Raw genomic sequence first — 20,659 nt, 5'->3', positions numbered from 1 at the left:
GAGTTGTGCTTGTTTAGGCAGTAGCCGGATTCATCATTTATCATTCATCATTAGTTTACGTTTTCAGATGAAAACACCTCCTCTTTTTTAAAACATCTGGAACATGGACACGGCATTGCGCATTATTCTGCCCCTTTATTTTTTGGTTTATTTCGGCGTTGCCTTTGTGATAAAAACATTGCTGGTGGCGCGCCGCACGGGTACCAATCCGCTGGTGCTGCCCAAAGACGATAGCGCATATGGGCTGATCGGGCGGTATTTTAAAATAACACTCATCGCGCTGTTTGTGTATGTGCTGCTGTACAGTTTTCTGCCGGGCATGCACACCTATTTTTTACCCATTACATGGTTGCAAAATCCAATAGTGCAGTATGCAGGTTTGCTGCTGTTGGTGCTGGCACTGGTGTGGACGGTGGTAGCGCAAAGCCATATGCGCAACTCCTGGCGTATTGGCATTGATACTGCAAACAAAACGGAGCTGGTTACCGCGGGGCTGTTCGGCCTTTCACGCAATCCTATTTTCTTGGGCATGATCGGGAGCCTCGTGGGTGTTTTTTTGGTTACACCCAATGCATGCACGTTGTTGTTTTTGGTGGTGGGTTATATGCTGATGCAGGTGCAAATAAGGCTGGAAGAAGAATTTCTGGTGCGGGAACATGGTGCGGAATATATGCAGTATCAAAAAAGGGTAAGACGGCTTATTTAAAAATGATGCTTTCGGATTTGACGGCCACTCGTAATTGCATCAAGCGATGTTCGGGTGATCATTGCAGTGAAAAGATGTTTGAATGGGTGGGATCAGTTGCTTCGCTGCGCTCAGCATGACAACAACAGGATGCGCATTAGTGATGAATAGGCTTGGTGCACTGGATCATTTCTGCAGCCCTGCCAAATGTTGTCTATTAGTTGCCGGTAAATTATTCAGTGAACTACCGCTTTTCGCAAAATCACATTACGTTTGCTGATGCAGCAAACCGCCCCTAAAAAAGTGGTAAATGCCTGGGCCCTGTACGATTGGGCCAACAGTGCCTACAACCTGGTTATTACGTCCACCATTTTTCCTGCTTATTTCGAAGCCATCACCGGCGACGGCAACGAAGCAACCGTTGACCGCGTTAGTTTTATGGGCCGCAGCTTTTTAAATACGGCGTTGTACAACTATGCGCTGGGCGTGGCTTTCATTGTGGTGGCGCTGGTTTCGCCGCTGCTTTCCTCCATTGCCGATACACGGGGCAACAAGAAAAACTTCCTGGCCTTTTTTATGACCATGGGCAGCCTTGCCTGCTCGGCCCTGTTTTTCTTTACGCCGGGCCGCCTGGCACTGGGCATAGCCTGTTTGATCATTGCCTGCATCGGCTATTGGGGCAGCCTTGTTTTTTACAATTCCTTTCTGCCCGAGATTGCCGCACCGCAAGACCGCGACCGCGTTTCAGCAAAAGGTTTTGCGTATGGTTACGTTGGTTCGGTGCTGCTGCAGATCATTTGTTTTGTATTTGTGTTCAAGCCCGAGTTGCTCGGTGGCGATGAGGCCAGCACCATTCAATTCCGTTTTTCATTTTTGCTCACCGGCCTGTGGTGGTTTGGCTTTGCGCAGGTGCCGCTACGGCGCTTGCCTCGTTACCAAATGCACCTGGTAGATCCCAAGCGCAGTGCATTGATTAATGGATATTTAGAGTTGCGCACCGTGTGGCAGCAACTAAAGCGGATCAAAGTATTGAAGCGCTACCTCACTGCGTTTTTCTTTTACAACATGGCGGTGCAAACCATCATGCTATCGGCGGCATTGTATGCCAAAAGCGAGTTGCAGATACCCACCACCAATTTGATCATTGCCATTGTGCTCATACAACTGATCGCCATTCCGGGTGCTTATATTATTTCATGGCTTTCGGGTAAAATCGGCAACATCAAAGCCTTGATGGTTTGCGTTTTTGTGTGGATCATCAACTGCATCATTGGCTATTATGTGCCCACGCATGGCGTGTACGAGTTTTATGCGCTGGCTGCTGCTATTGGTTTTGTAATGGGTGGCGTGCAATCGTTAAGCCGCAGCACTTACGCCAAACTCATGCCCGAAACAAAAGACACTACTTCGTTCTTTTCATTTTACGATGTAACGGAAAAGATCTGCATCGTGATCGGGATGTTTTCGTTTGGCTACCTTACCGAACTCACCGGCTCTCAGCGTACCTCCGTGCTGGCGCTGGTGGTGTTTTTCATCGTCGGTTTGCTGTTGTTGTTGCATACATTGCGAACGCAGAAAAAATTTGAAAATCTGAGTATTTGAAAATTTGAAAATGGGAGGGGGAAAAGATGTAATTAATTGGTGAACTATCGTTCGAATCGTTGCATTGTTGATGCATCATTTAAGGAGATATTTTTTTGCCGTTTACTGCTTCATTTTTTAATTCATTTATTTTCAAATTTTCAAATCAGCCCATTTTCAAATTGCACGCATGAAACTATACACCATCGATACCGAACTGTTTAAGCTAGATGGCGGCGCCATGTTTGGTGTGGTGCCCAAAAGCATTTGGCAAAAGCTCAATCCTGCCGACGATAATAACCTGTGCACCTGGGCCATGCGCCTGCTGCTGATTGAAGATGAAGGAAAGCTGATTCTGGTGGATACCGGCATTGGCAATAAACAGGATGCAAAGTTTTTTGGCCACTATTACCTGCATGGAAATGATACGCTGGACAAGTCGTTGGCAAAACACGGTTTTCACCGCGATGATATTACCGATGTTATTTTAACGCACCTGCATTTCGATCATTGCGGTGGTGCCATCATCCGCGAAGGTGATCGTTTGTTACCTGCATTTAAAAATGCGCAATACTGGAGCAATGCACAACACTGGGATTGGTCCGTGCATCCCAACGACCGCGAAAAAGCTTCTTTTTTAAAGGACAATATTCTGCCCATTCAGCAAAGCGGGCAACTGGCATTCATCACCATGCCGCAGCCTGCAAAAGATCGTTTGCCGCAGGCGCCTTTTGCGCAAAATATATCGCTGCGTTTTGTAAGCGGCCACACCGAAAGCATGATGCTGCCGCAGGTACAATATAAAGGAAAAACTATTGTGTATATGGCCGATCTGCTGCCTTCTGCAGGGCATATACCGCTGCCGTATGTAATGGCGTATGATATGTTTCCGCTGACTACTTTGGGCGAGAAAAAGGTCTTTCTTGAAGAAGCGCTGGCAAATGATTACATCCTGTTTTTTGAGCACGATCCTAAGTGGGAATGCTGCACGCTGGAGCAAACGGAAAAAGGGATCAGGATGAAGGAAGCGTTTGCATTATCAACGTTGGGATAATCCGGTATTTTCAAACAGGAACATCATTTTGCTCCTCTAACTTTTTATCAAGTTCAGGGGTTGCAATAACCCTTGACATAAAACGAACAGTACCTTTCTTCTTCCATGTTTTTGTTGCCCAAACAATGCCAACAACCAGCCCCATTATGGCGCTGGCAACGCCGATCATCATGCCAACGGGATTGGGTTGTGCGAGGTAAACTAAACATCCAACAACAATGCCCGCAAGTAATGGCGATGCAAGAATTTGCAACCAACCCAATCCTTCAATAAAAAATCGAATTAGAGAGTACTGTTGCTGATATTGCGTCTTTGGATTGCTCATTTAAATCGGTGGTTCAAAACAACATGATATCTGTTCGCGGTTAGCTGTAGGTATGCGCATTATTTGCCTTCCGCGTATCTTTTAAAATTATTCAAGATCGCCTGCCAGCCTTGCTGTTGCATGTCCACATTATTCATTGTTTCTGCATCAAAAGTAGTGGTAACTTTTGTAGCGTTGCTGGTTGCTTCAAATAGTGTAGTGGCCTGCCTGCCATCGGCCATGGTATAACTCAGTTGGTTGGGAGGATTGATGATGTCATACACCGCTTCAAAATCAAAACCAAAGCTGCCGTCTTTTGCTTCCATCCTGGCCGAATGTTTGCCGCCTGGCCGCAGATCGGTTTCGGCCCTCGGGCATTGCCATTCGTCGGTGGCAAAGTTCCATTGCGTAATATGTTCGGGCTGTGTGTAATACGCCCACACTTGATCGATCGGTGCTGCAACTGTTGTTGTTACAGTAACTTTTGTTGGTTGCATTTTTATTTTTGTATTGGGTTGATCGTTGCTTCCATTCAGTAATTATGCCATTACCGAAACCATCGACAAAGCAGTTTCGGCAAGGGCTTCGTTACCCGCTATGGCCACGCTGCGCCGAACATCATCGGGTCGCAGGCTTTTCGAAAAAAGTTTCCATGCCAGTTCCGGGTCAATGCTTAATGCTGCAACGGCACTGGCTGCGCTACCGTGGTGCAACTGCCAGCCCATTTCCTCTTTTTGTATGTGCCAGGTGCCGCCAATATCGGTAAGCACCGTAAGCTGCACAACGGTTCCCCATGGTGCATCAACATGCCGGTAGGTGTAAGGTAATGCCTGCATAAATATGTTGATGAAGGGATAAAAGAAATCGCGGGTCATGATGCCGGGTTTATTTACCGCATCCCTTATTTGTTGCCGGTGCAAAAATTTTTCGGTGTACTCCCGTGCAATATGCATCCAGTTTTTGCTTTCCGTTTCGCCGGCCCAAGCCACCGAGAATGTGGCGGTATCCCAGGGGTTCAACGATTGGTAATAGCGGCAAAACATCGGCCCTGTTATTTGGTGTAATAATATGAGCATATCGGGACTTACCCGCTTCATGGCCTGCACCCAGTCGGCATTGAGGCGGTTTAAAAACTGCACCAACTCTTCGTACGACTGAACGTTTGCACTTTCACCAAAATAGCCATCGCGCAGCATCGACAATATCCTGATGTTGCCATCGAGCAAATGCGCTGCAACGTCTTTTACAGTCCAAAGTTTGGCAACAGTTTGTTTATGCCAGTCTTCAGGAGTTAAGGATTTCAGTAAAGTAATCAGTTGTTCATCCAGCACCGGCAGCAGGTGGGCAACATCAATGGGCGGGGTAAGTTGGTGCATGTAAAATGAGGATGAACAATTGCGTTATTGTAGGTTGATCGCCCCGGTGAACAATTTGTTTTGCGTATATACCGGTATGCCTAAAATGCACCACTTGAGTAATCCATTGCCTGCATAATTGATGGTTCCGTTTGCTGCATTTCGATTAAACGACACTTCTCTGGGCTGCCACTGGTGACCGCCCACCATTCCTTCAAATGAAAAGTATACCCTTGTAGCAGCCATGGCCTGTTGCGTGCCTGTCCGGCTAAAACCAACAGACATATGCAGGTCGGTTCCAACATAATCTGCAATGACCACCTGGGCCGAAGCTTCGGATTTGGGTAGCACATCGCTGTTTGTTTGCTGCACAAAGCTGTTTGGATACTGTTGATTCGGTACCAGTGTTGAATCAAGGTCTTTGCTTCTGTTGGCAAATGAAAGCAGCCCAATCACAAACACCAGTGCCGCCAGGCCACCGATTTTTTCCCGGATCACTTTGGTTGCGCGGAAACAAACGTAGATAAAGAACAGCAGCAGGGCGATGTTGCATATGGTCCAGAGTAAGTAAGTCATGGTTGCGCATTTTTAAGGGGAGACCACCGGCCGCTGGCCAATGGTTTCGCTAATATATAAAAGCTTCGCCATGTACCCGCCCTTAACCTATGGGTAAAAATGCGTTCGCCGCTTTCGTGTATGCATCAATCCTTGCGCAGTTTTTTCAATGCACCCATCGGGTAGCGCAGGCCTTTGTATCCCATCATGTCCACTTTTACCGAACCCACAATGATGGGGCTTTCAATGCGCACCGGCACCCGGTTGGCATCGTTGCTTACCCACACGGTCATTTTTTCGCCGCCTTCGAAGATGGTGCCTTTGATCAGCAGCGGGCTAAACTTAATGGAGTTGAATGTGCCGTAGCGTGTTTTGATTTCTTCGGTGCCCTGGTAGCGCACATACAGGTTGTGCAACTCGCCATCCAAAAACATACTGAACGGAATTTTGTCGCCTTTTTTGTAGCGGGCATAATCAATATTGCGGGCATAATAAATAGCGCTCAACACATCCTGCACGCAGGCTGGCACTTTAAATGATCCTTTGTTGGTAACGGCAGTATTGGTGGCTTTGTTGAAAGCAATGGTTTCAAAAATCTTATCGCCGCCTTCGTTGACGTTGCGGATAAATTTTAAGGGCTGCATCGTGGCCGTGTCGATAAAAGTTTCGTAGCGGTCCCGCACTTTGTAGATCCAGTCGTAAGAGTTGTGGGTGCGGCCATCGCCCACTACATGATATACCGGGCGGCCATTGAGTTGTTGAAGCGTGGTGGTAAACGAAACTGCGCCGGCATTGACAAACACACCAGCCAAGTTGTAAAAAACGGTGTAGCTGATTTGTTCGCCGTTGGAAAAAGTATAGTTGCGGATGCCGCAAAATTCATCGGGCGGGGCCACGGGCTTCCGCATCGACACCATGCCCCAGCAGGACAGCAGCAATACCATCGCAACACTAATCTTTTTCATTTTGTTTATTAAAAAAACGAACGCTCAAAATTAAACCAGTTCCGGCTACTGCGGGTATGACTAAGTTCAGGAACCAGATGCTTACCGTGGTTAAACCAATGCCCAGGCTATTGGTTGAAAAAAGCCCGAGCAGCGTCAGACTGATCTCACCACGCAGGCCCACTTCGGCCAGTGCGATGGATGGAATAACGGCCATGGTTAAAAACTGCATGCCCAAGGCATGGGTGCCCTCCCACAACCCTACCTGCACGCCAAAAAACCGGAACAGCAACAGGTATTGCAGCACAAACACCGCGTAGCGCAGCGCCGATAGTAAGAGCAACTGGAGCAGCAGCCGGTTGCTGAACGCCTCGAGGCTTTCAATGAGGTATCGGTACCGGGTTTTGCTCAGCCACTTGTTTAACAAACGCCCAAGCGCCCCGGTTTCAAAATAAAAAAGGGTTAAAAAAAAGGCGCTGGCGCCCACACCAAACAGCGCAAACAGGTACAACACTTTTGAATAGTACGGCGTTGCCGTTAACGCATTTTTCAGCACCATCAATGCGGCGAAACCTGCATACAGCGTAATGAGCAACTGCCCGATGCTCCCCACCAACGTAACGGAAATGCTGCGCAGCCGGAACCCATCGGGCAGGAACAACATGCGGCCCAGGTATTCGCCCATGCGGTTGGGCGTGCTTACGGCAAACGAAACGCCGGAGAGTACCGCTTTAAATGCTTTGCCAAATGAAACAGGATGTATGCTGCGCACCGATAGTTGCCACTTACGGGCTTCGATGCCCCAGTTGGCCACCACCAGCAACACGGCGCCTGCAAACAGCAAAACTCTTGATGAGGAAAATGATCGTTTTACCGCAACCCACGAAGCCTCGAGGTGAGGCTGTTGCACTATTTGCCGGTAAATGGAAAAGCCAAGCCACACCGCCAGCAACGGACCTAAAAAATAGTTGATGAAGATTTTGATACTTTTGTTGGGCGGCATAAAAAGAAGGCAAAAGTAAAAATTCAAAAGGCAGAAATAGGAAACACGACAATACACCGTTTTTTACGCCTACTTTGAGCCACTGCGGCAACTTGATTCCTATGAAAAAACCTGCTACCATTATTTTAGGCGTCGATCCCGGAACCTTGGTTATGGGTTATGGCATTATTGCCGCCTCCGGCGAAGACCTGGAAGTGTTGGCCATCGATGCACTGAAACTTTCCTCCAAAAAAGACAACTACGAACGCCTGCGGCTCATTTACTTAAAAATTACCGAGCTGGTGCGCCTGTACAAACCCCATGAGTTTGCTATTGAAGCGCCGTTTTTTGGTAAAAACGTGCAGAGTATGATGAAGCTGGGCAGGGCACAGGGCGTGGCCATTGCGGCTGCCATGGCTGGTGATATGCCCGTTACCGAATACTCGCCTAAAAAAGTAAAACAGGCCATTACCGGCAACGGTAATGCCGATAAAGAGCAGGTGTGGCAAATGCTGCAGCGCATCACCAAACTGGAAGACCGGCCACAGGTGTTTGATGCTTCCGATGCACTGGCGGTGGCGGTGTGTCATCATTTTTCGGCGCAGCGGCCTTATGCAGCCAGCGCTACGCCCAATAAGCGGTCGCGGAGCAAAGCGGGCTGGGACCAGTTTATTCAGCAAAACCCGGAGCGGGTGGGGTAGAAAGGAAGACAGGAAAGACAGTAAAGTCAGGAAAGACGGGAAGGGATAAGTGATTTGAATGAATACAATATTGCAACCAATATAAAATCTTGTCACGCAGTACGTGTCATGCCGAGCTCCATTCGGCATCTCCCACATCTATCGGCGTTTACGAAAGCATAAGGGGATGCCGAATGGAGCTCGGCATGACAGTACCAAAGTTCAAACTATTGCCCATAAACAAAGAGCGGCGTTGCATTTGCAACGCCGCTCTTTGTTTATGGCTTGTCTGAATCCGTTTTGTGAAATTGCAGACGGGTTTGATCTTTAATCCTGCTTCTTTTCCTGTTGCCCTTCGTCGGTTGTGCGTGGACCGTATTCATAGTAAGGATCGTTGGGTACAGCGGGCTGCGCAATAGTTTCATCGGTAATGGTGGCCTCCTGCTCTGCGGCCGTAGTAGTTTCGGGCTCGGCAAGTGGCGCATCATCTTCTTCTTTATGGAAAAACCTTTTCTGAAAAGCCAGCAGCACCAGTACGCCAATTGAGATAGAGGCATCGGCGATGTTGAAAATAGGGCTGAAAAACTCGAACGGCTTGCCGCCAATAAACGGCACCCAGCTGGGCATGTTGGTTTGGATGATGGGGAAATACAACATATCAACCACGTGGCCGTGCAAAAAGCCCGCATAGCCGCCACCGGGAGGCAGGGCTTCGGCAATTTGGGTGTAGGTGGTTTGGCTGAAAATCAAGCCGTAAAACAGCGAATCAATCAGGTTGCCCAACGCACCGGCATAGATGAGAGCGGCACAAACAATGAAACCGGTGGTGTAGCGTTCGCGAACAATTTTAGCGATGTACCAGGTACCAAAACCAACCGCCACCAGGCGAAACAGCGTCAGCAGCATTTTGCCCCACTCGCCGCCAAATTTCCAGCCCCAGGCCATACCTTCATTTTCGATAAAATACAGCCGGAACCACGACAGGCCCAACACATTGGTAATATGTCCAAACGGAAAGGTGGTCTTGATCCAGACCTTCAGCGCCTGGTCGGCAAGGATCACCAGCAAAATCAACAATACAGCAGAACGCAGTTTCACATTAAGTTTATTAGGGTTTCAAAGATAAGGGAAGCGGGGACAATACCTCCTGCAGGTGTACCGGCGCAACATGGTAGCAAGGTGTTAAGATTTTAGGTGGATATTTCATTGTTTGATCAGGGCTTAGTGTTTTGTCGTGCTGAGCGCAGCGAAGCATCTGCGTGTTGCAAATGAGGCATGGTTGGATAAGAGGCAGATCCTTTGATGCTTCAAAGTTTTTTGCTGGTGCAGGCTCAGATCCTTCGCTGCGCTCAGGATGACAAGCAAAAGAATTTAGGAAATGAGTGCGTTGAAGCATTTTCGGCAGCCCTTCGGGCTAAGGAAGATGGGATTGGGTAAATGGTATTACAATCGAAGAGTATGATTTCAGTGGTGCTGTAGGACACTTAATACAATCAGGGTTTGTCATGCCGAGCTCCATTCGGCATCCCCTTGTGCTCTTGTAGCCTCCGATAGATGTAGGAGATGTCGAATGGAGCTCGGCATGACAGCTAATAAAAGGAAACAGTTTACTACAGGTACATTTGTGAAGCACAATAGTGATACAGAACGTACAAGTGTGCGACGCAACAAAAGCATAATAGCATTACCACAGGTGGCTACATAAAAAAGCTTCCATCTCTTGAAGAGATGGAAGCTTCCCAAACATTCGGCGGTATTCCTATCGTCGATAAAGCAGCATTTTATTCCTGAAAATACACCCGCTTTACCCGTTGCGAAATAGAGGTCATTACTTCATAGGGAATGGTGCCCGCCCAGGCGGCTACCTGCTGCACTGAAAGCTGGGGGCCAAATACAATCACTTCGTCGCCTTCCTGCACGCCGCCGATGCCGGTTACGTCAATCATCGTCATGTCCATACAAACGGTGCCCACCACAGGCGCCAGCCGGCCCTGCACCCACATCTTGCCCACGCCGTTGCCCAGGCGGCGGGCATAACCATCGGCATAGCCAATGCGCACCGTGGCAATGGTGGTGGGATGATCAATAACGCCGCGGCGGTTGTAGCTCACCGTTTCGCCGGGCTGTAGCGTTTTGAGCTGTGCAATGGTGGAACGGAGCGTGGCCACGGGCTGGAGCTCAAGCGCAGAGGTAGCAGTTTCCACACCATACAATCCAATACCCAGGCGCACCATATCGAGCTGCAATTGCGGGTGGCGCAAAATGGCGGCGGAGTTGGCAATATGCCGGATAAACGGATAGGCAATATGTTGTTGCAAAATGCCAACGGCCTCTTGCAGTAAATGGGCTTGCTGCAGTGTGTACGCATCCTGCGCAGGATCTTCGCTGGCGGCCAGGTGGCTGAATACCGATTCTATTTTCAGCAGTCCTTCTGAAGCGATCTTTTCGGCTACAGCAGCCATTTGGCCTACGGCAAACCCCAGGCGGTTCATGCCGGTTTCCACCTCCAGGTGCACCGGCCACATGCTGAGGCCCTGTGCAGCAATGTACTGTCCAAATCGCTGCAGCAGGTCTTCGGAGTAAATAACGGGTTGCAGGTTGTAGTCTACCAGCGCATCAAACGAAGATGCATCGGCGTTGATGACCATGATGGGCAGCGAAATGCCTTCGCGGCGCAGCTCCACACCTTCGTCGGTGTAGGCCACACCCAGGTAATCAACGCTGTTGGCCTGCAGCACCGAGGCAATTTCGGCGCCGCCGCTGCCGTACGAAAAAGCCTTGACCATAGCCATCAGTTTGGTGCCGCGTTGCAGCAGGCGCTGGTGCTGCTTCAGGTTGTGCACCATGGCGTTGAGGTTGATCTGCAGCACCGTTTGATGCACTTTTTGTTCAAAGAGGCGGGCAATGCGTTCAAACCCAAAACGACGGGCACCTTTAATGAGCACCAGCTCGTTGCTGAACTGCGAAGTGCGAAAATGGCGCAGCGCTTCTTCGGTGGTGGGGTAAAAGCTTGCGGTAATTTGTTCGTCGAGCAGCTGGGGCAATTGCTCGCTGATGTGTTCGCCAATGCCCACCAGCTTGTGCACGCCGCTGCGGCGGAGCGCTTTGGCAATGTCCTGGTACAGCCGCTCGTCGGCTTTTTTGCTTTCCACAAAATCCGACAGGATAACGGTGCGTGGCTGGCCGGTTTGTTGTTGTTTTAAAAAATTAAGCGCAATGGACAGCGAAGTAAGATCTGCGCTGTAGCTGTCGTTGATGATGTTGCAGCCGTTGATGCCTTCAAAAAGGTGCAGGCGCATATCCACCGCTTGCAGGGTTGCAAAACGGTCTTTATACAGCTCCAGGTTTTTTTGCAAATACACCAGCACGGCGCAGCAGGTAATTGCATTTTCAACAGAAGCTTCGTCGGTAAATGGAATGGTTATTTCCAGCGTTTGCCTTGCCGCCTGTAGGTGCAGCACGGATGTAGTGCTTTCTTTTTTGATGCCCAAAACCTGCAACCCGCTATTGGCGCTGCTGCCCCACACCAGCAGGTTTTTGCCCGCAAAAAGCGGTGCATATTTTTCCTGGCAAATAACCACGTCCGCATCCCGGAACAGCAGCGATTTTTCGGCGGCCTTGTCGGCATTGCTGGTAAATCCGGCGCTGTGCGCTTCGCCCAGGTTGGTAAATACGCCAATGGTGGGCTGAATGATTGCCGCCAGCCGCTGCATTTCGCCCCGCTGCGAAATGCCTGCTTCAAAAAGGCCCAGCGTATGTTGTTCGCTCATTTGCCACACACTAAGCGGCACGCCCACCTGCGAGTTGTAGCTGCGCGGGCTGCGCACAATGGCAAAGCTTTCCTGCAGCAATTGGTACAGCCATTCTTTTACTACCGTTTTACCATTGCTGCCCGTAATGCCAATGACCGGAAAGGAAAATTGCTGCCGATGATGTGCAGCCAGCTGTTGTAAAGCGGCCAACGCATCAGGCACTATTAGTACGTTAGCATCTTGCAGTGATGCAGCAATGGCCGCATCCTGCACCACAAAATTGCGGACACCGAGTTCGTACAAATCAGCGATAAAAGCGTCGCCGCTGCGGCGCGGGCCGGGCAGTGCAAAAAACAGGGTTTCATCGGCCTGCACCAAGTGGCGGCTGTCGGTGAGCAACTGCCGCACTACCAGCGCCGGTTGGGGCAACTCCGCGTGGGGCGCAATCAACTGGGCGATCTGGGCGGCGGTGTAGGGCATTGTGAATTTGAAAATTTTACAATTTGAAGATTTGAAAATGGGTTACAGTGCAGTGGAAAAGTGGCGGGTTAGGAAATGATGAATTATGATTGCCTAAAGGCAGTTTGTAAATCACCTTTTACCACCCTTCCCTTCATTACTACATTTTCAAATCTTCAAATTATTTACAAGGTGCCATCTTCCACATCGGCGGGCACGCCTTTGCGTTTGTGGTAAATAGAGTAAAAAATTGAACCGGCAAGACAAACTACGATGAATATCAGCGACACGTAAATGGGAATATGTATGTCGAAGAAGGCCACCAGCATTTTCAGGCCAATGAAGATGAGCACAATGGCAATGCCCTGCTGCAGGTAATCGAACTTGTTGACCACGCCGCGCAGCAAAAAGAACAAGGCCCGCAACCCCAGCACTGCAAAAATATTGCTGGTATAAATGATCAATTCTTTGTTGTGCGATTCGGTTACGATGGCAAACACGGCGGGTATGCTGTCCACCGCAAACACGAGGTCGGTAGTGGCCAGCATTACAATCACCAGGAACATGTTGGTGTAATATCTTTTGCCGTTTCGCTTTACCGTCAGCTTACCGCCTACATCTTCATGAATGATGGGAAAAAAGCGGTTCAGGAATTTATACACGGGGCTGGCTGCCGGATCGAATTCTGCTTCCTGGTTGGCGGTAAAAATCTTGAAACCGGTGTACACCAGGAACGCACCAAAAATGTACAGGATCCACTCAAACCGCTCTACCAGCACCACGCCCACATAAATAAAGATGATGCGGAACACAATGGCCATGAGCACGCCAATGAGCAGCGCCCGGGATATATGATCGGTGCGTATTTTAAAGAAGGAAAAAATAAGGATAAAGACAAAGATGTTGTCGATGCTCAGGCTTTTTTCCATGAGGTAAGCACTGAGGTATTCCAGTGCCGCTTTGGAGCCTTCGATCCACCACATGAACGCAAAAAAAGCCAGTGCCAAACCTACCCAGAACAGGGATTGGTACAAGGCGGTGCGCAGCGTTACTTCTGTATCTTTTTTAGAGAAAAGACCCAGATCAAATATGAGGGCAATCACTACAACTATTCCAAAAACCAAATACGTTATCTGATCCGGTGTCATATGTCGGTGTTTCTTAAACGAGCAAAGGTAAGGGAGGAATGATGGTAGATGACGGATGATAGATGATAGTTAATAGATGGTGGTTGATGCCTTGTTCTAGATCCTGATGTTTACTATCATCCACCATCTATCATCCATCATCTCACTTCGCATACTTGCGCCGGCGCCACTGCTGGTACACGGCGCCAAATAGCACAATGAGCACCACGGGCATCGCCACGTTGATGGCCTGCCATTTGGCCCGCTGTTCTTTTACGGCCCGCGGATCGAGCAGCCGAAGGGTGTACTCTTTGGCGCGGGATTGCAAAATATCGGAAGGGTTTACCAAGTACTCCAGGCTGTTGAGGAAAAAGTCCTTGTTGGCAAAAGTATATTGGGTAAACAGGTTGCGGCCCATGGGCAGCGGCCCCGAAAACTCGCTGTACTGGTTCAGGGCAACGTCGCCATCAGCCACCACAATCATTTTGTTTTGCCCGCCCACTTTATATTTAACCGGCTGGCCTGCTGCCGCAAACGAGTCGGCCACGGCTTTGGGCACCCGCCCGGTGTACAGGGATCGGAAATCGCCTTCGAGCAGGGCTGCTACCGGCACATTCTTTTGGGTAAACAACTTTTCGTCGGGGGCAATTTGCAAAAACTCAAAGTCGATGCGGGCCGGTGCCTGCAGCACCCGTGCATTGGCAGAGGAACTGAGTAAAAATGTTTTTTGAATGCCAGAGGCCGCTACCGTATCCAGCGTGGTGGGAAACATGCTGCGAACACCATCGAGGTTTTTGGAAATGGGATGCTCCGAGCCATTGAGAATGGGAAAAAACGGCCAGGTAACCAGGCGGCGCTGTTGGCCCTCGCCTTCGCCGCTCACTTGCGGCAGTTGATCGGCCTGCATGTCCTGTAATAAAGATTGGTTGATGCGGACGCCGTAATTAAACAGCAGGTCTTCCAAATTTAGCCCACGATCAAACGCCACAAAGCCGCCGGTTTTATACAAGGAGTCAAACTCGGCGTACATGTTGTCGATCATCCAAAACACCTTTCCGCCGTTCATTACATATTGGTCGATCTTGAGTTTTTCCCCATCGGAAAAAGGCTGGGTGGGTTTCAGTACCACCAGCGCATCCAATTGCTTAGGTATATACGGCACCTGTTTCAGGTTGACGGTATCAAAATCATAATTATCCAACAGGGTACGCACCGCATCATCTACATTATAGCCCCAACCTTCGCCGTGGCCCATGGCATAGCCAACAAAAGGCCTTTTTGCGGCCGATACTTTTTCTATGGCCGAAGCAAAATTGTACTCCAGCGAAGCTTCCACATTGTTATACAGTGCTGCCAGTTGTTCTGCTTCGGTGCCAAACGAGCGGGCACCTTTCAGAAAATCCACACCAATGGCACGGTCGCCTTGGCGCACCACGGCACCATGAATCAGTTTTTTTACTTCCAGTTCATCGCCTACTTTTTCCGGTGCATTAAACAGCACGGCATTGAGGCCGTAATACAACTGCAGCGAATCTTCGAGCCGGCGGGTAGTTGCCGTGTCCGCTGCATCGGCATAAGGGTTTATAAAACGCACCTGCAAATTGCTGCCGCCGTATTGCCTTGCTTCAAAAAGAAATTCGCCAATGGCATTGCGAAAGCGGCGCACCACAGCGGGCAGGTCGCCGCCGTCCAGCAGCACATCGATCTGCACGGTGCTATCTAAACCACCCAATAATTTTTTGGTGGGTTCGCTCAGCGAGTACCTTTTTTCAGCGGTAAGGTCGGCACGGTAATGCACCAGCGAAGCCAATCCATTTACCAAAAACAACCCTACAATGAGCAGGAGCCACGCGGCCCGTTTTTTTGCAAGAATTTGGAACATGGCTATCGTTGCTGCAGGTTTTGACGGGTGATAAGTAAAAAGAACAGCACCAGGCTAATAAAGTAAACAAGGTCGCGGGTATCAATAACGCCTCGGCTGATGCTTTGGTAATGAAACCGGATGCCCAGCATTTCGATATAATAATCGGCGCCGTTCTCGAAAATGGATAGCTGGCTCAGCGCTTCGAATCCAAAATAAAACAGCACCATCACCACCAGGCTGATGATGAATGCAATAACCGCGTTGGGCGTAAACGAAGAAACGGCAATGCCAATGGCAGTAAATACAGCAGTGAGAAATAGCAGTCCTAAATAAGAGCCCGCTGCAGCGCCGGCGTCGATGCCCGTGGTGGCTGCCAAGTTGTTGATGGAAACAAAGTATACCAGCGTAGGCAGCAGCGCAATAACGGCTACGGCAAAGGATCCGAAGAATTTGCCCAACACCAGTTGCCATGCTGTAAGTGGGCGGGTACGCAGCACTTCAAAAGTGCCGCTGCGAAATTCATCGGCAAACGACCGCATGGTGATGGCCGCCGTGAGGAACAGCATGACCCAGGGAGCAAAGGAAAAAAACTCGTCCAGCGTGGCAAAGCCGCTGTCCAATATATTGTTGCGAAAAACAAACAGCACCAGCCCGTTGATGAGCAGGAACACCACAATGGCGATATAACCCGTGAGGGAGCTGAAAAACTGGCTGAATTCTTTTTTACAAATTGACCACATGTGTGCAAATCCGGGTTAGTAGTGGGATATAAGATGTGATTGCAAAATAGGCCATAGTTGGGAGTCAGAACGCTAAAGTTGAAAGCGTGGCTGCTTTTTTGAGCCACGAAGACACAAAGACAGGAAGGAGCACGAAGATAAAAGGCAGGAAAGAAGTGACGGTGGGGGTTATGCGCAAATGTTTGTTGCGGTGTTGTTTAAATGCAGATGTGCTTTTTTTAATGTTGTAAAATGTAGCAGCAGCAATACTTTTCACCTTTTTTCTATAAATATAAAACCCCGCTTTGCTGCGGGGTTTTATATTTATATCAGCGGCCTATTTTACAAGTACGCCCATAATAAAAAATCATTTCAAATCTTACACATCACTGGTTATACAGCGAAGCTATCACCGCAACCACAGGTGCGGCTGGCGTTGGGGTTTTCGAAATAAAAGCCCTTGCCATTGAGGCCGTCCGAAAACTTCAGTTCTGTATTTACGAGGTACAAAAAGCTTTTCAGGTCGGTGACCACTTTAACGCCGTTGTCTTCAAACACCTGGTCCATCGGTTTCGACTCGTTGTCGAAATCGAGCTTGTAGCTCAGGCCCGAGCAACCGCCGCCTACCACGCTTACCCGCAGAAAATAGGACGTGTCGCCTGCAATGCCGGCATCGTTCATCAACTGCTGTACTTTTTCCTTTGCCTTATCGCTTACGAAAATGGCATTATCTGTTGCTACCATAGTAAATGCTTTGAGCCGCAAGCCATTAGCTACAAGCTACAAGCCTTCAATAATAACTTGCGGCTTGCAGCTAAAAGCTTGAAGCTATTTTAGTGTACTACACTTTCTTCAAACTGCAGCTCTTCCAGTCCGTTCTTTTTGCGGTAGTCGTTGATGGCTGCTTTGATGGCGTCTTCGGCCAGTACCGAACAGTGAATTTTCACAGGCGGCAGGTTCAGTTCTTCCACCAGCACCATGTTGTCGATCTTCACGGCTTCGTCGATGGATTTGCCTTTCAGCCACTCTGTTGCCAGCGAGGAAGAAGCAATAGCCGAACCGCAGCCAAATGTTTTGAACTTAGCGTCTTTGATCACGCCGGTAACGTCGTCCACTTCAATTTGCAGGCGCATTACGTCGCCGCACTCAGGTGCACCCACCAGGCCGGTGCCTACGTTGTTTTTGCTTTTATCAAGCGTACCCACATTCTTGGGGTTATTGTAATGGTCTAAAACCTTGTCGGAGTAAGCCATAGTATGCTAATTTGAAAATTTGAAGATTGGTTAATTTGAAAATGGTGCTGTCTTTATTGGGATGGGTTCAATCTGAAAAACCATTTTCAAATTTTCAAATTGAACCCTTTTCAATTTCCTTAATGGTGTGCCCACTCAATAGAATTCATATCGATGCCCTCTTTGTACATTTCCCAAAGCGGGCTCATTTCACGCAGCTTCAACACGGTTTTCGAAACGGCGTCGATAGTGTAATCGATCTGCTCTTCGGTGGTGTAGCGGCCAAGTCCAAAACGGAGCGAACTGTGTGCCAGATCATCGCCCAGGCCCAGTGCTTTCAGCACATAAGAGGGCTCCAGCGAAGCCGAGGTACAGGCCGAACCGGATGAAAGTGCGATGTCTTTATTAAAGCCCATCATCAGGCCTTCACCTTCCACGTATTTAAACGAAACATTGGAAACGTGGGGCAGGCGGTGTGCTGGGTCGCCGTTTACATAAGCTTCTTCCAGTTGCAGCAGGGCTGTTTCCAGCTTGTCGCGCAGCTTGCTCAGGCGCTCTGCATCTTGTTGCATTTCGTTTTGCGCCAGCTCGCATGCTTTACCAAAACCAACAATACCCGGAACGTTGAGGGTGCCGCTGCGCATGCCACGTTCGTGACCGCCACCGTCCATCTGGGCGGTAACTTTTACGCGGGGGCCTTTGCGGCGCACATACAGTGCACCAACGCCTTTAGGTCCATACATTTTGTGTGCGGTAAATGCCATCAGGTCAATGCCGTCGGCTTTAACGTCCACAGGGATTTTGCCTACTGCCTGTACTGCGTCGGAAAACAGCAGCACGCCGTGTTTTTTGGCAATGGCGCCAATTTCGCGGATGGGCAGCACGGTGCCAATTTCGTTGTTGGCATACATCAGCGCAATGAGGATGGTGTTGGGCTTGATCGCCGCTTCCACCTGCTCAGGAGTAATGAGGCCTTTATCATTTACTTCCAGGTAAGTTACCTCAGCGCCTTCTTTTTCGAGGTGCTTGCAGGTATCCAGCACGGCTTTGTGCTCGAAGTTGCAGGTAATGATGTGGTTGCCTTTGGAAGCATACATTTCAAAAACGCCTTTCAGCGCCAGGTTGTCGCCTTCGGTAGCGCCGGACGTAAAGATGATCTCTTTAGGATCGGCGTTGATCAGTTTGGCTACCTGCTCCCGGGCATAATCCACTGCTTCTTCGGCCTTCCAACCAAAAGGGTGGTTGCGGCTGGCCGCATTACCGAAAGCTTCGGTAAAATATGGGATCATTGCTTCCACTACCCGCGGGTCGCAGGGCGTGGTAGCATTATGGTCGAGGTAAATAGGACGTTGCAGCATAAAAATTAAAGATTATAGGTATTCGTTTCAGAGTGCAAAATTACCCATTATACGGCAATCTATGCTTATAGAAACTATCTATGACTGTAAATTTACCATTCTCCTAAACAAATGCACATGTTAAAAGTTGAGCACATTGGTATTGCCGTAAAGTCGCTGCAGCAATCCGTTCCCCTTTTCGAAAAATTGCTGAACACACCTTGTTATAAAACCGAAGAAGTAACCGCAGAAAATGTGGCGACTGCTTTTTTCCAACAGGGCGAATCAAAGATCGAACTGCTGGAATCAACACGGCCCGATGGCGTGATCAGCCGGTTTATTGAAAAACGCGGCGAAGGCATGCACCATATTGCATTTGCGGTAGCAGATATCGAAGCCGAAATGGCCCGGCTGAAAGCCGAAGGTTTTACGCTGCTTAATGAAGTGCCCAAGCCCGGTGCTGATGGCAAGCTGGTTTGTTTTGTGCACCCCAAAGATACCAACGGCGTACTTATTGAACTCTGCCAGGACCGGCACTAAAAGCCCTTCTATAATGAAGAGCCCCGGCACTCGGCCGGGGCATCTTTTGTTAAACGCGCCTATCGAAAAAGTTCAATCCTCAATTTCTTTACAGCATTACCTGCTTTGATACGTTCAGGTTGCTGCCACCGGTAAGGCTTACAATGTAAGCGCCGGAAGCTGCGGCACCTTTTGGCAGAATGATTTGGCTGCCGGTTTGTTTAAACTCCTGCTGCGACACCACCTGTCCGTTCATCGTGATGATGCGCACTTGCACCGGGGTGCTGATTTGTTGTGCCAGTTGGATGAGTACAAAGTTGCCGGTGGTGCTGCTGATAGAAACCTGTGCAGCAGCCGTGTTGGCGGTGGTGATGGTTTTTACTGCAGTATAAGTAAAGCGGCCATCGATATCAACCTGGCGGATGCGAAAATAAGCGATGCGGTTTACCGAGCTGCGGTCGGTGTAGCTGTAGCTGTTTACATTGGTGGAGTTGCCGATGGCAAATACCGCTGCAATCTTTTTCCAGTTGGTGCCGTCTTCGCTGCGCTCCACATCGTAGTGGCTGGCGTTGATCTCTTCGGAAGTGGCCCACTGTACCATGGTGCCGGTAGTGGCGCGGGCTACAGAAAAGCCAATGAATTTTACGGGCAAGGTGGTGGGGGCAAACTCGGTAAAAGCGCTTACGTTTTTGTTGATGTAAGCCGGGCCAACTTCCAGGCCTTGGCTGCCTTTGTATTTTTCGGCGCCGCCTACAAAAATGATGCTGTTGCCTTTGCCGCTGGTTGCATTGATGGAGGCTGTTTTGCTGGTGAGTACCAGCTCGGAGTTGTTGCTCAATTTAATGGTAGCCTTTTGCAGGGTAACCTTGCCTTCCACCTTTACATAAAGATCTTGGCTCGAAAGGTCTACGTCTTCACTAATGGTATAAACAGCGGTTGCGGGGATCAGTACAGTATCGCCGGAAACAGGCACACGCTTTTGGCTCCAGCTTTTGCTATCGGAGATGTTCGATGCTTTCAGCAGTTGGTTTACTTGTTGGGCATTAGCACCAAAAAAGAGGGCAATAGCAACGAGGGTAGTGTAAAATTTCTTCATGAGTACGGATTGATCTTAAAGTTTTCTTTAGGGGCTCTAAGTAAAGTGCTGATCGTTTTCTAAGGGTATTTAAGTAGCTCCTTTACTTTGCTGATGCAAATATAGCTAGGGTTTTTACTTAGGAAAGTGATTTTACTTAGTTGCATAGTAAAAACACATATTTATTTAAACGTAAAATTTAAAAAATGCTCCTGCAGATGATTATATAGGTGAATAAAAGCCCATGTTTATTGATGAGCTTAAAAAAATTTCAGGCTGACGTTGTTTTTATCTAAATACATGCATAATGGCCCACTAAGTGAATTGGGCAAACCCTTAGAAAAACACTTAGCTACCTAAGTAAAATCAGGTGATAAGTTTTGGTGAAACGGGAAGGCCGTGCTGCAAGCATATTATGTGCAATCACGAAGTATG

At 49.0% G+C, this 20,659-nt stretch carries 20 protein-coding genes; 5 read left to right on the top strand and 15 right to left on the bottom strand.

What is annotated here, in order from left to right:
* Positions 1-103: 103 nt before the first annotated feature.
* The 3 genes from EPD17_RS00455 to EPD17_RS00445 all read left to right on the top strand — a co-directional run bounded on the left by EPD17_RS00455 (position 104) and on the right by EPD17_RS00445 (position 3,320).
* On the top strand, positions 104-706 hold the full coding sequence (locus EPD17_RS00455) for a methyltransferase family protein (RefSeq protein WP_132050839.1): 603 nt from the start codon (positions 104-106) through the stop codon (positions 704-706).
* Between the two features lie 258 nt (positions 707-964).
* Complete coding sequence (locus EPD17_RS00450) at positions 965-2,287, top strand: MFS transporter (protein WP_132050837.1); 1,323 nt, start codon at positions 965-967, stop codon at positions 2,285-2,287.
* A 169-nt stretch (positions 2,288-2,456) separates the two neighbouring features.
* The gene (locus EPD17_RS00445) at positions 2,457-3,320 is read left to right on the top strand and encodes an MBL fold metallo-hydrolase (RefSeq protein WP_132050835.1); all 864 of its coding nucleotides are present in this window, start codon (positions 2,457-2,459) and stop codon (positions 3,318-3,320) included.
* A 10-nt stretch (positions 3,321-3,330) separates the two neighbouring features.
* Here EPD17_RS00445 and EPD17_RS00440 read toward each other — a convergent pair whose 3' ends face one another.
* The 6 genes from EPD17_RS00440 to EPD17_RS00415 form a co-directional block, all read right to left on the bottom strand.
* Positions 3,331-3,645 (bottom strand): hypothetical protein, encoded by a 315-nt coding sequence (locus EPD17_RS00440; protein WP_132050833.1) that lies wholly within the window; start codon positions 3,643-3,645, stop codon positions 3,331-3,333.
* Positions 3,646-3,704: 59 nt separating this feature from the next.
* On the bottom strand, positions 3,705-4,121 hold the full coding sequence (locus tag EPD17_RS00435; RefSeq protein WP_132050831.1) for an SRPBCC family protein: 417 nt from the start codon (positions 4,119-4,121) through the stop codon (positions 3,705-3,707).
* Between the two features lie 42 nt (positions 4,122-4,163).
* Positions 4,164-5,000, bottom strand: a complete 837-nt coding sequence (locus EPD17_RS00430) for a maleylpyruvate isomerase N-terminal domain-containing protein (RefSeq protein ID WP_132050829.1) — start codon at positions 4,998-5,000, stop codon at positions 4,164-4,166.
* Between the two features lie 24 nt (positions 5,001-5,024).
* Complete coding sequence (locus tag EPD17_RS00425) at positions 5,025-5,555, bottom strand: hypothetical protein (protein WP_132050827.1); 531 nt, start codon at positions 5,553-5,555, stop codon at positions 5,025-5,027.
* A gap of 125 nt (positions 5,556-5,680) precedes the next feature.
* The gene (locus EPD17_RS00420; RefSeq protein ID WP_240040694.1) at positions 5,681-6,499 is read right to left on the bottom strand and encodes a DUF3108 domain-containing protein; all 819 of its coding nucleotides are present in this window, start codon (positions 6,497-6,499) and stop codon (positions 5,681-5,683) included.
* The gene (locus EPD17_RS00415; protein ID WP_132050825.1) at positions 6,486-7,481 is read right to left on the bottom strand and encodes a lysylphosphatidylglycerol synthase domain-containing protein; all 996 of its coding nucleotides are present in this window, start codon (positions 7,479-7,481) and stop codon (positions 6,486-6,488) included. The genes EPD17_RS00420 and EPD17_RS00415 overlap by 14 nt, the downstream gene beginning before the upstream one ends.
* 101 nt (positions 7,482-7,582) lie before the next feature.
* On the opposite strand from EPD17_RS00415, the gene ruvC reads away from it, so the two are divergent.
* Positions 7,583-8,161: a crossover junction endodeoxyribonuclease RuvC gene (gene ruvC / locus EPD17_RS00410; RefSeq protein WP_132050823.1), complete on the top strand. Its 579-nt coding sequence runs from the start codon at positions 7,583-7,585 to the stop codon at positions 8,159-8,161.
* A gap of 306 nt (positions 8,162-8,467) precedes the next feature.
* On the opposite strand, the gene EPD17_RS00405 is transcribed toward ruvC, so the two are convergent.
* From EPD17_RS00405 to EPD17_RS00370, 8 genes are all read right to left on the bottom strand, one after another.
* Positions 8,468-9,238, bottom strand: coding sequence for a lipoprotein signal peptidase (locus EPD17_RS00405; RefSeq protein ID WP_114235750.1), 771 nt, complete (start codon positions 9,236-9,238; stop codon positions 8,468-8,470).
* A 683-nt stretch (positions 9,239-9,921) separates the two neighbouring features.
* Positions 9,922-12,372 (bottom strand): bifunctional UDP-N-acetylmuramoyl-tripeptide:D-alanyl-D-alanine ligase/alanine racemase, encoded by a 2,451-nt coding sequence (locus EPD17_RS00400; protein ID WP_132050821.1) that lies wholly within the window; start codon positions 12,370-12,372, stop codon positions 9,922-9,924.
* A 164-nt stretch (positions 12,373-12,536) separates the two neighbouring features.
* Positions 12,537-13,499 carry a TerC/Alx family metal homeostasis membrane protein gene (locus EPD17_RS00395; protein WP_114237387.1) on the bottom strand — a complete coding sequence of 321 codons (963 nt, stop codon included), beginning with the start codon at positions 13,497-13,499 and terminating at the stop codon, positions 12,537-12,539.
* A 142-nt stretch (positions 13,500-13,641) separates the two neighbouring features.
* Positions 13,642-15,360 (bottom strand): gliding motility-associated ABC transporter substrate-binding protein GldG, encoded by a 1,719-nt coding sequence (gene gldG, locus EPD17_RS00390; protein ID WP_132050819.1) that lies wholly within the window; start codon positions 15,358-15,360, stop codon positions 13,642-13,644.
* A 2-nt stretch (positions 15,361-15,362) separates the two neighbouring features.
* A complete protein-coding gene (gene gldF, locus EPD17_RS00385) occupies positions 15,363-16,082 on the bottom strand; it encodes a gliding motility-associated ABC transporter permease subunit GldF (RefSeq protein ID WP_132050817.1) in 720 nt (239 codons plus the stop codon).
* A gap of 372 nt (positions 16,083-16,454) precedes the next feature.
* On the bottom strand, positions 16,455-16,805 hold the full coding sequence (locus EPD17_RS00380) for a HesB/IscA family protein (protein ID WP_114237391.1): 351 nt from the start codon (positions 16,803-16,805) through the stop codon (positions 16,455-16,457).
* 89 nt (positions 16,806-16,894) lie between these two features.
* Entirely contained in the window at positions 16,895-17,314 is a 420-nt protein-coding gene (gene iscU, locus EPD17_RS00375; protein ID WP_114237392.1) for a Fe-S cluster assembly scaffold IscU, read from the bottom strand.
* A gap of 119 nt (positions 17,315-17,433) precedes the next feature.
* Positions 17,434-18,651, bottom strand: coding sequence for an IscS subfamily cysteine desulfurase (locus EPD17_RS00370; RefSeq protein WP_317126714.1), 1,218 nt, complete (start codon positions 18,649-18,651; stop codon positions 17,434-17,436).
* A gap of 117 nt (positions 18,652-18,768) precedes the next feature.
* Here EPD17_RS00370 and mce point away from each other — a divergent pair, with 117 nt between their 5' ends.
* Entirely contained in the window at positions 18,769-19,170 is a 402-nt protein-coding gene (gene mce, locus EPD17_RS00365) for a methylmalonyl-CoA epimerase (RefSeq protein ID WP_132050815.1), read from the top strand.
* 88 nt (positions 19,171-19,258) lie between these two features.
* Here mce and EPD17_RS00360 read toward each other — a convergent pair whose 3' ends face one another.
* Positions 19,259-20,245, bottom strand: coding sequence for a T9SS type A sorting domain-containing protein (locus EPD17_RS00360; RefSeq protein ID WP_132050813.1), 987 nt, complete (start codon positions 20,243-20,245; stop codon positions 19,259-19,261).
* Positions 20,246-20,659: the final 414 nt, after the last annotated feature.

Origin of the sequence: Pseudocnuella soli (genome assembly GCF_004347775.1) — a bacterium.
Classification (GTDB): domain Bacteria; phylum Bacteroidota; class Bacteroidia; order Chitinophagales; family Chitinophagaceae; genus Flavisolibacter; species Flavisolibacter aquaticus.
The sequence above is the reverse complement of the archived record's forward strand: the minus strand, read 5'-3'. Positions and strand labels throughout refer to the sequence as shown.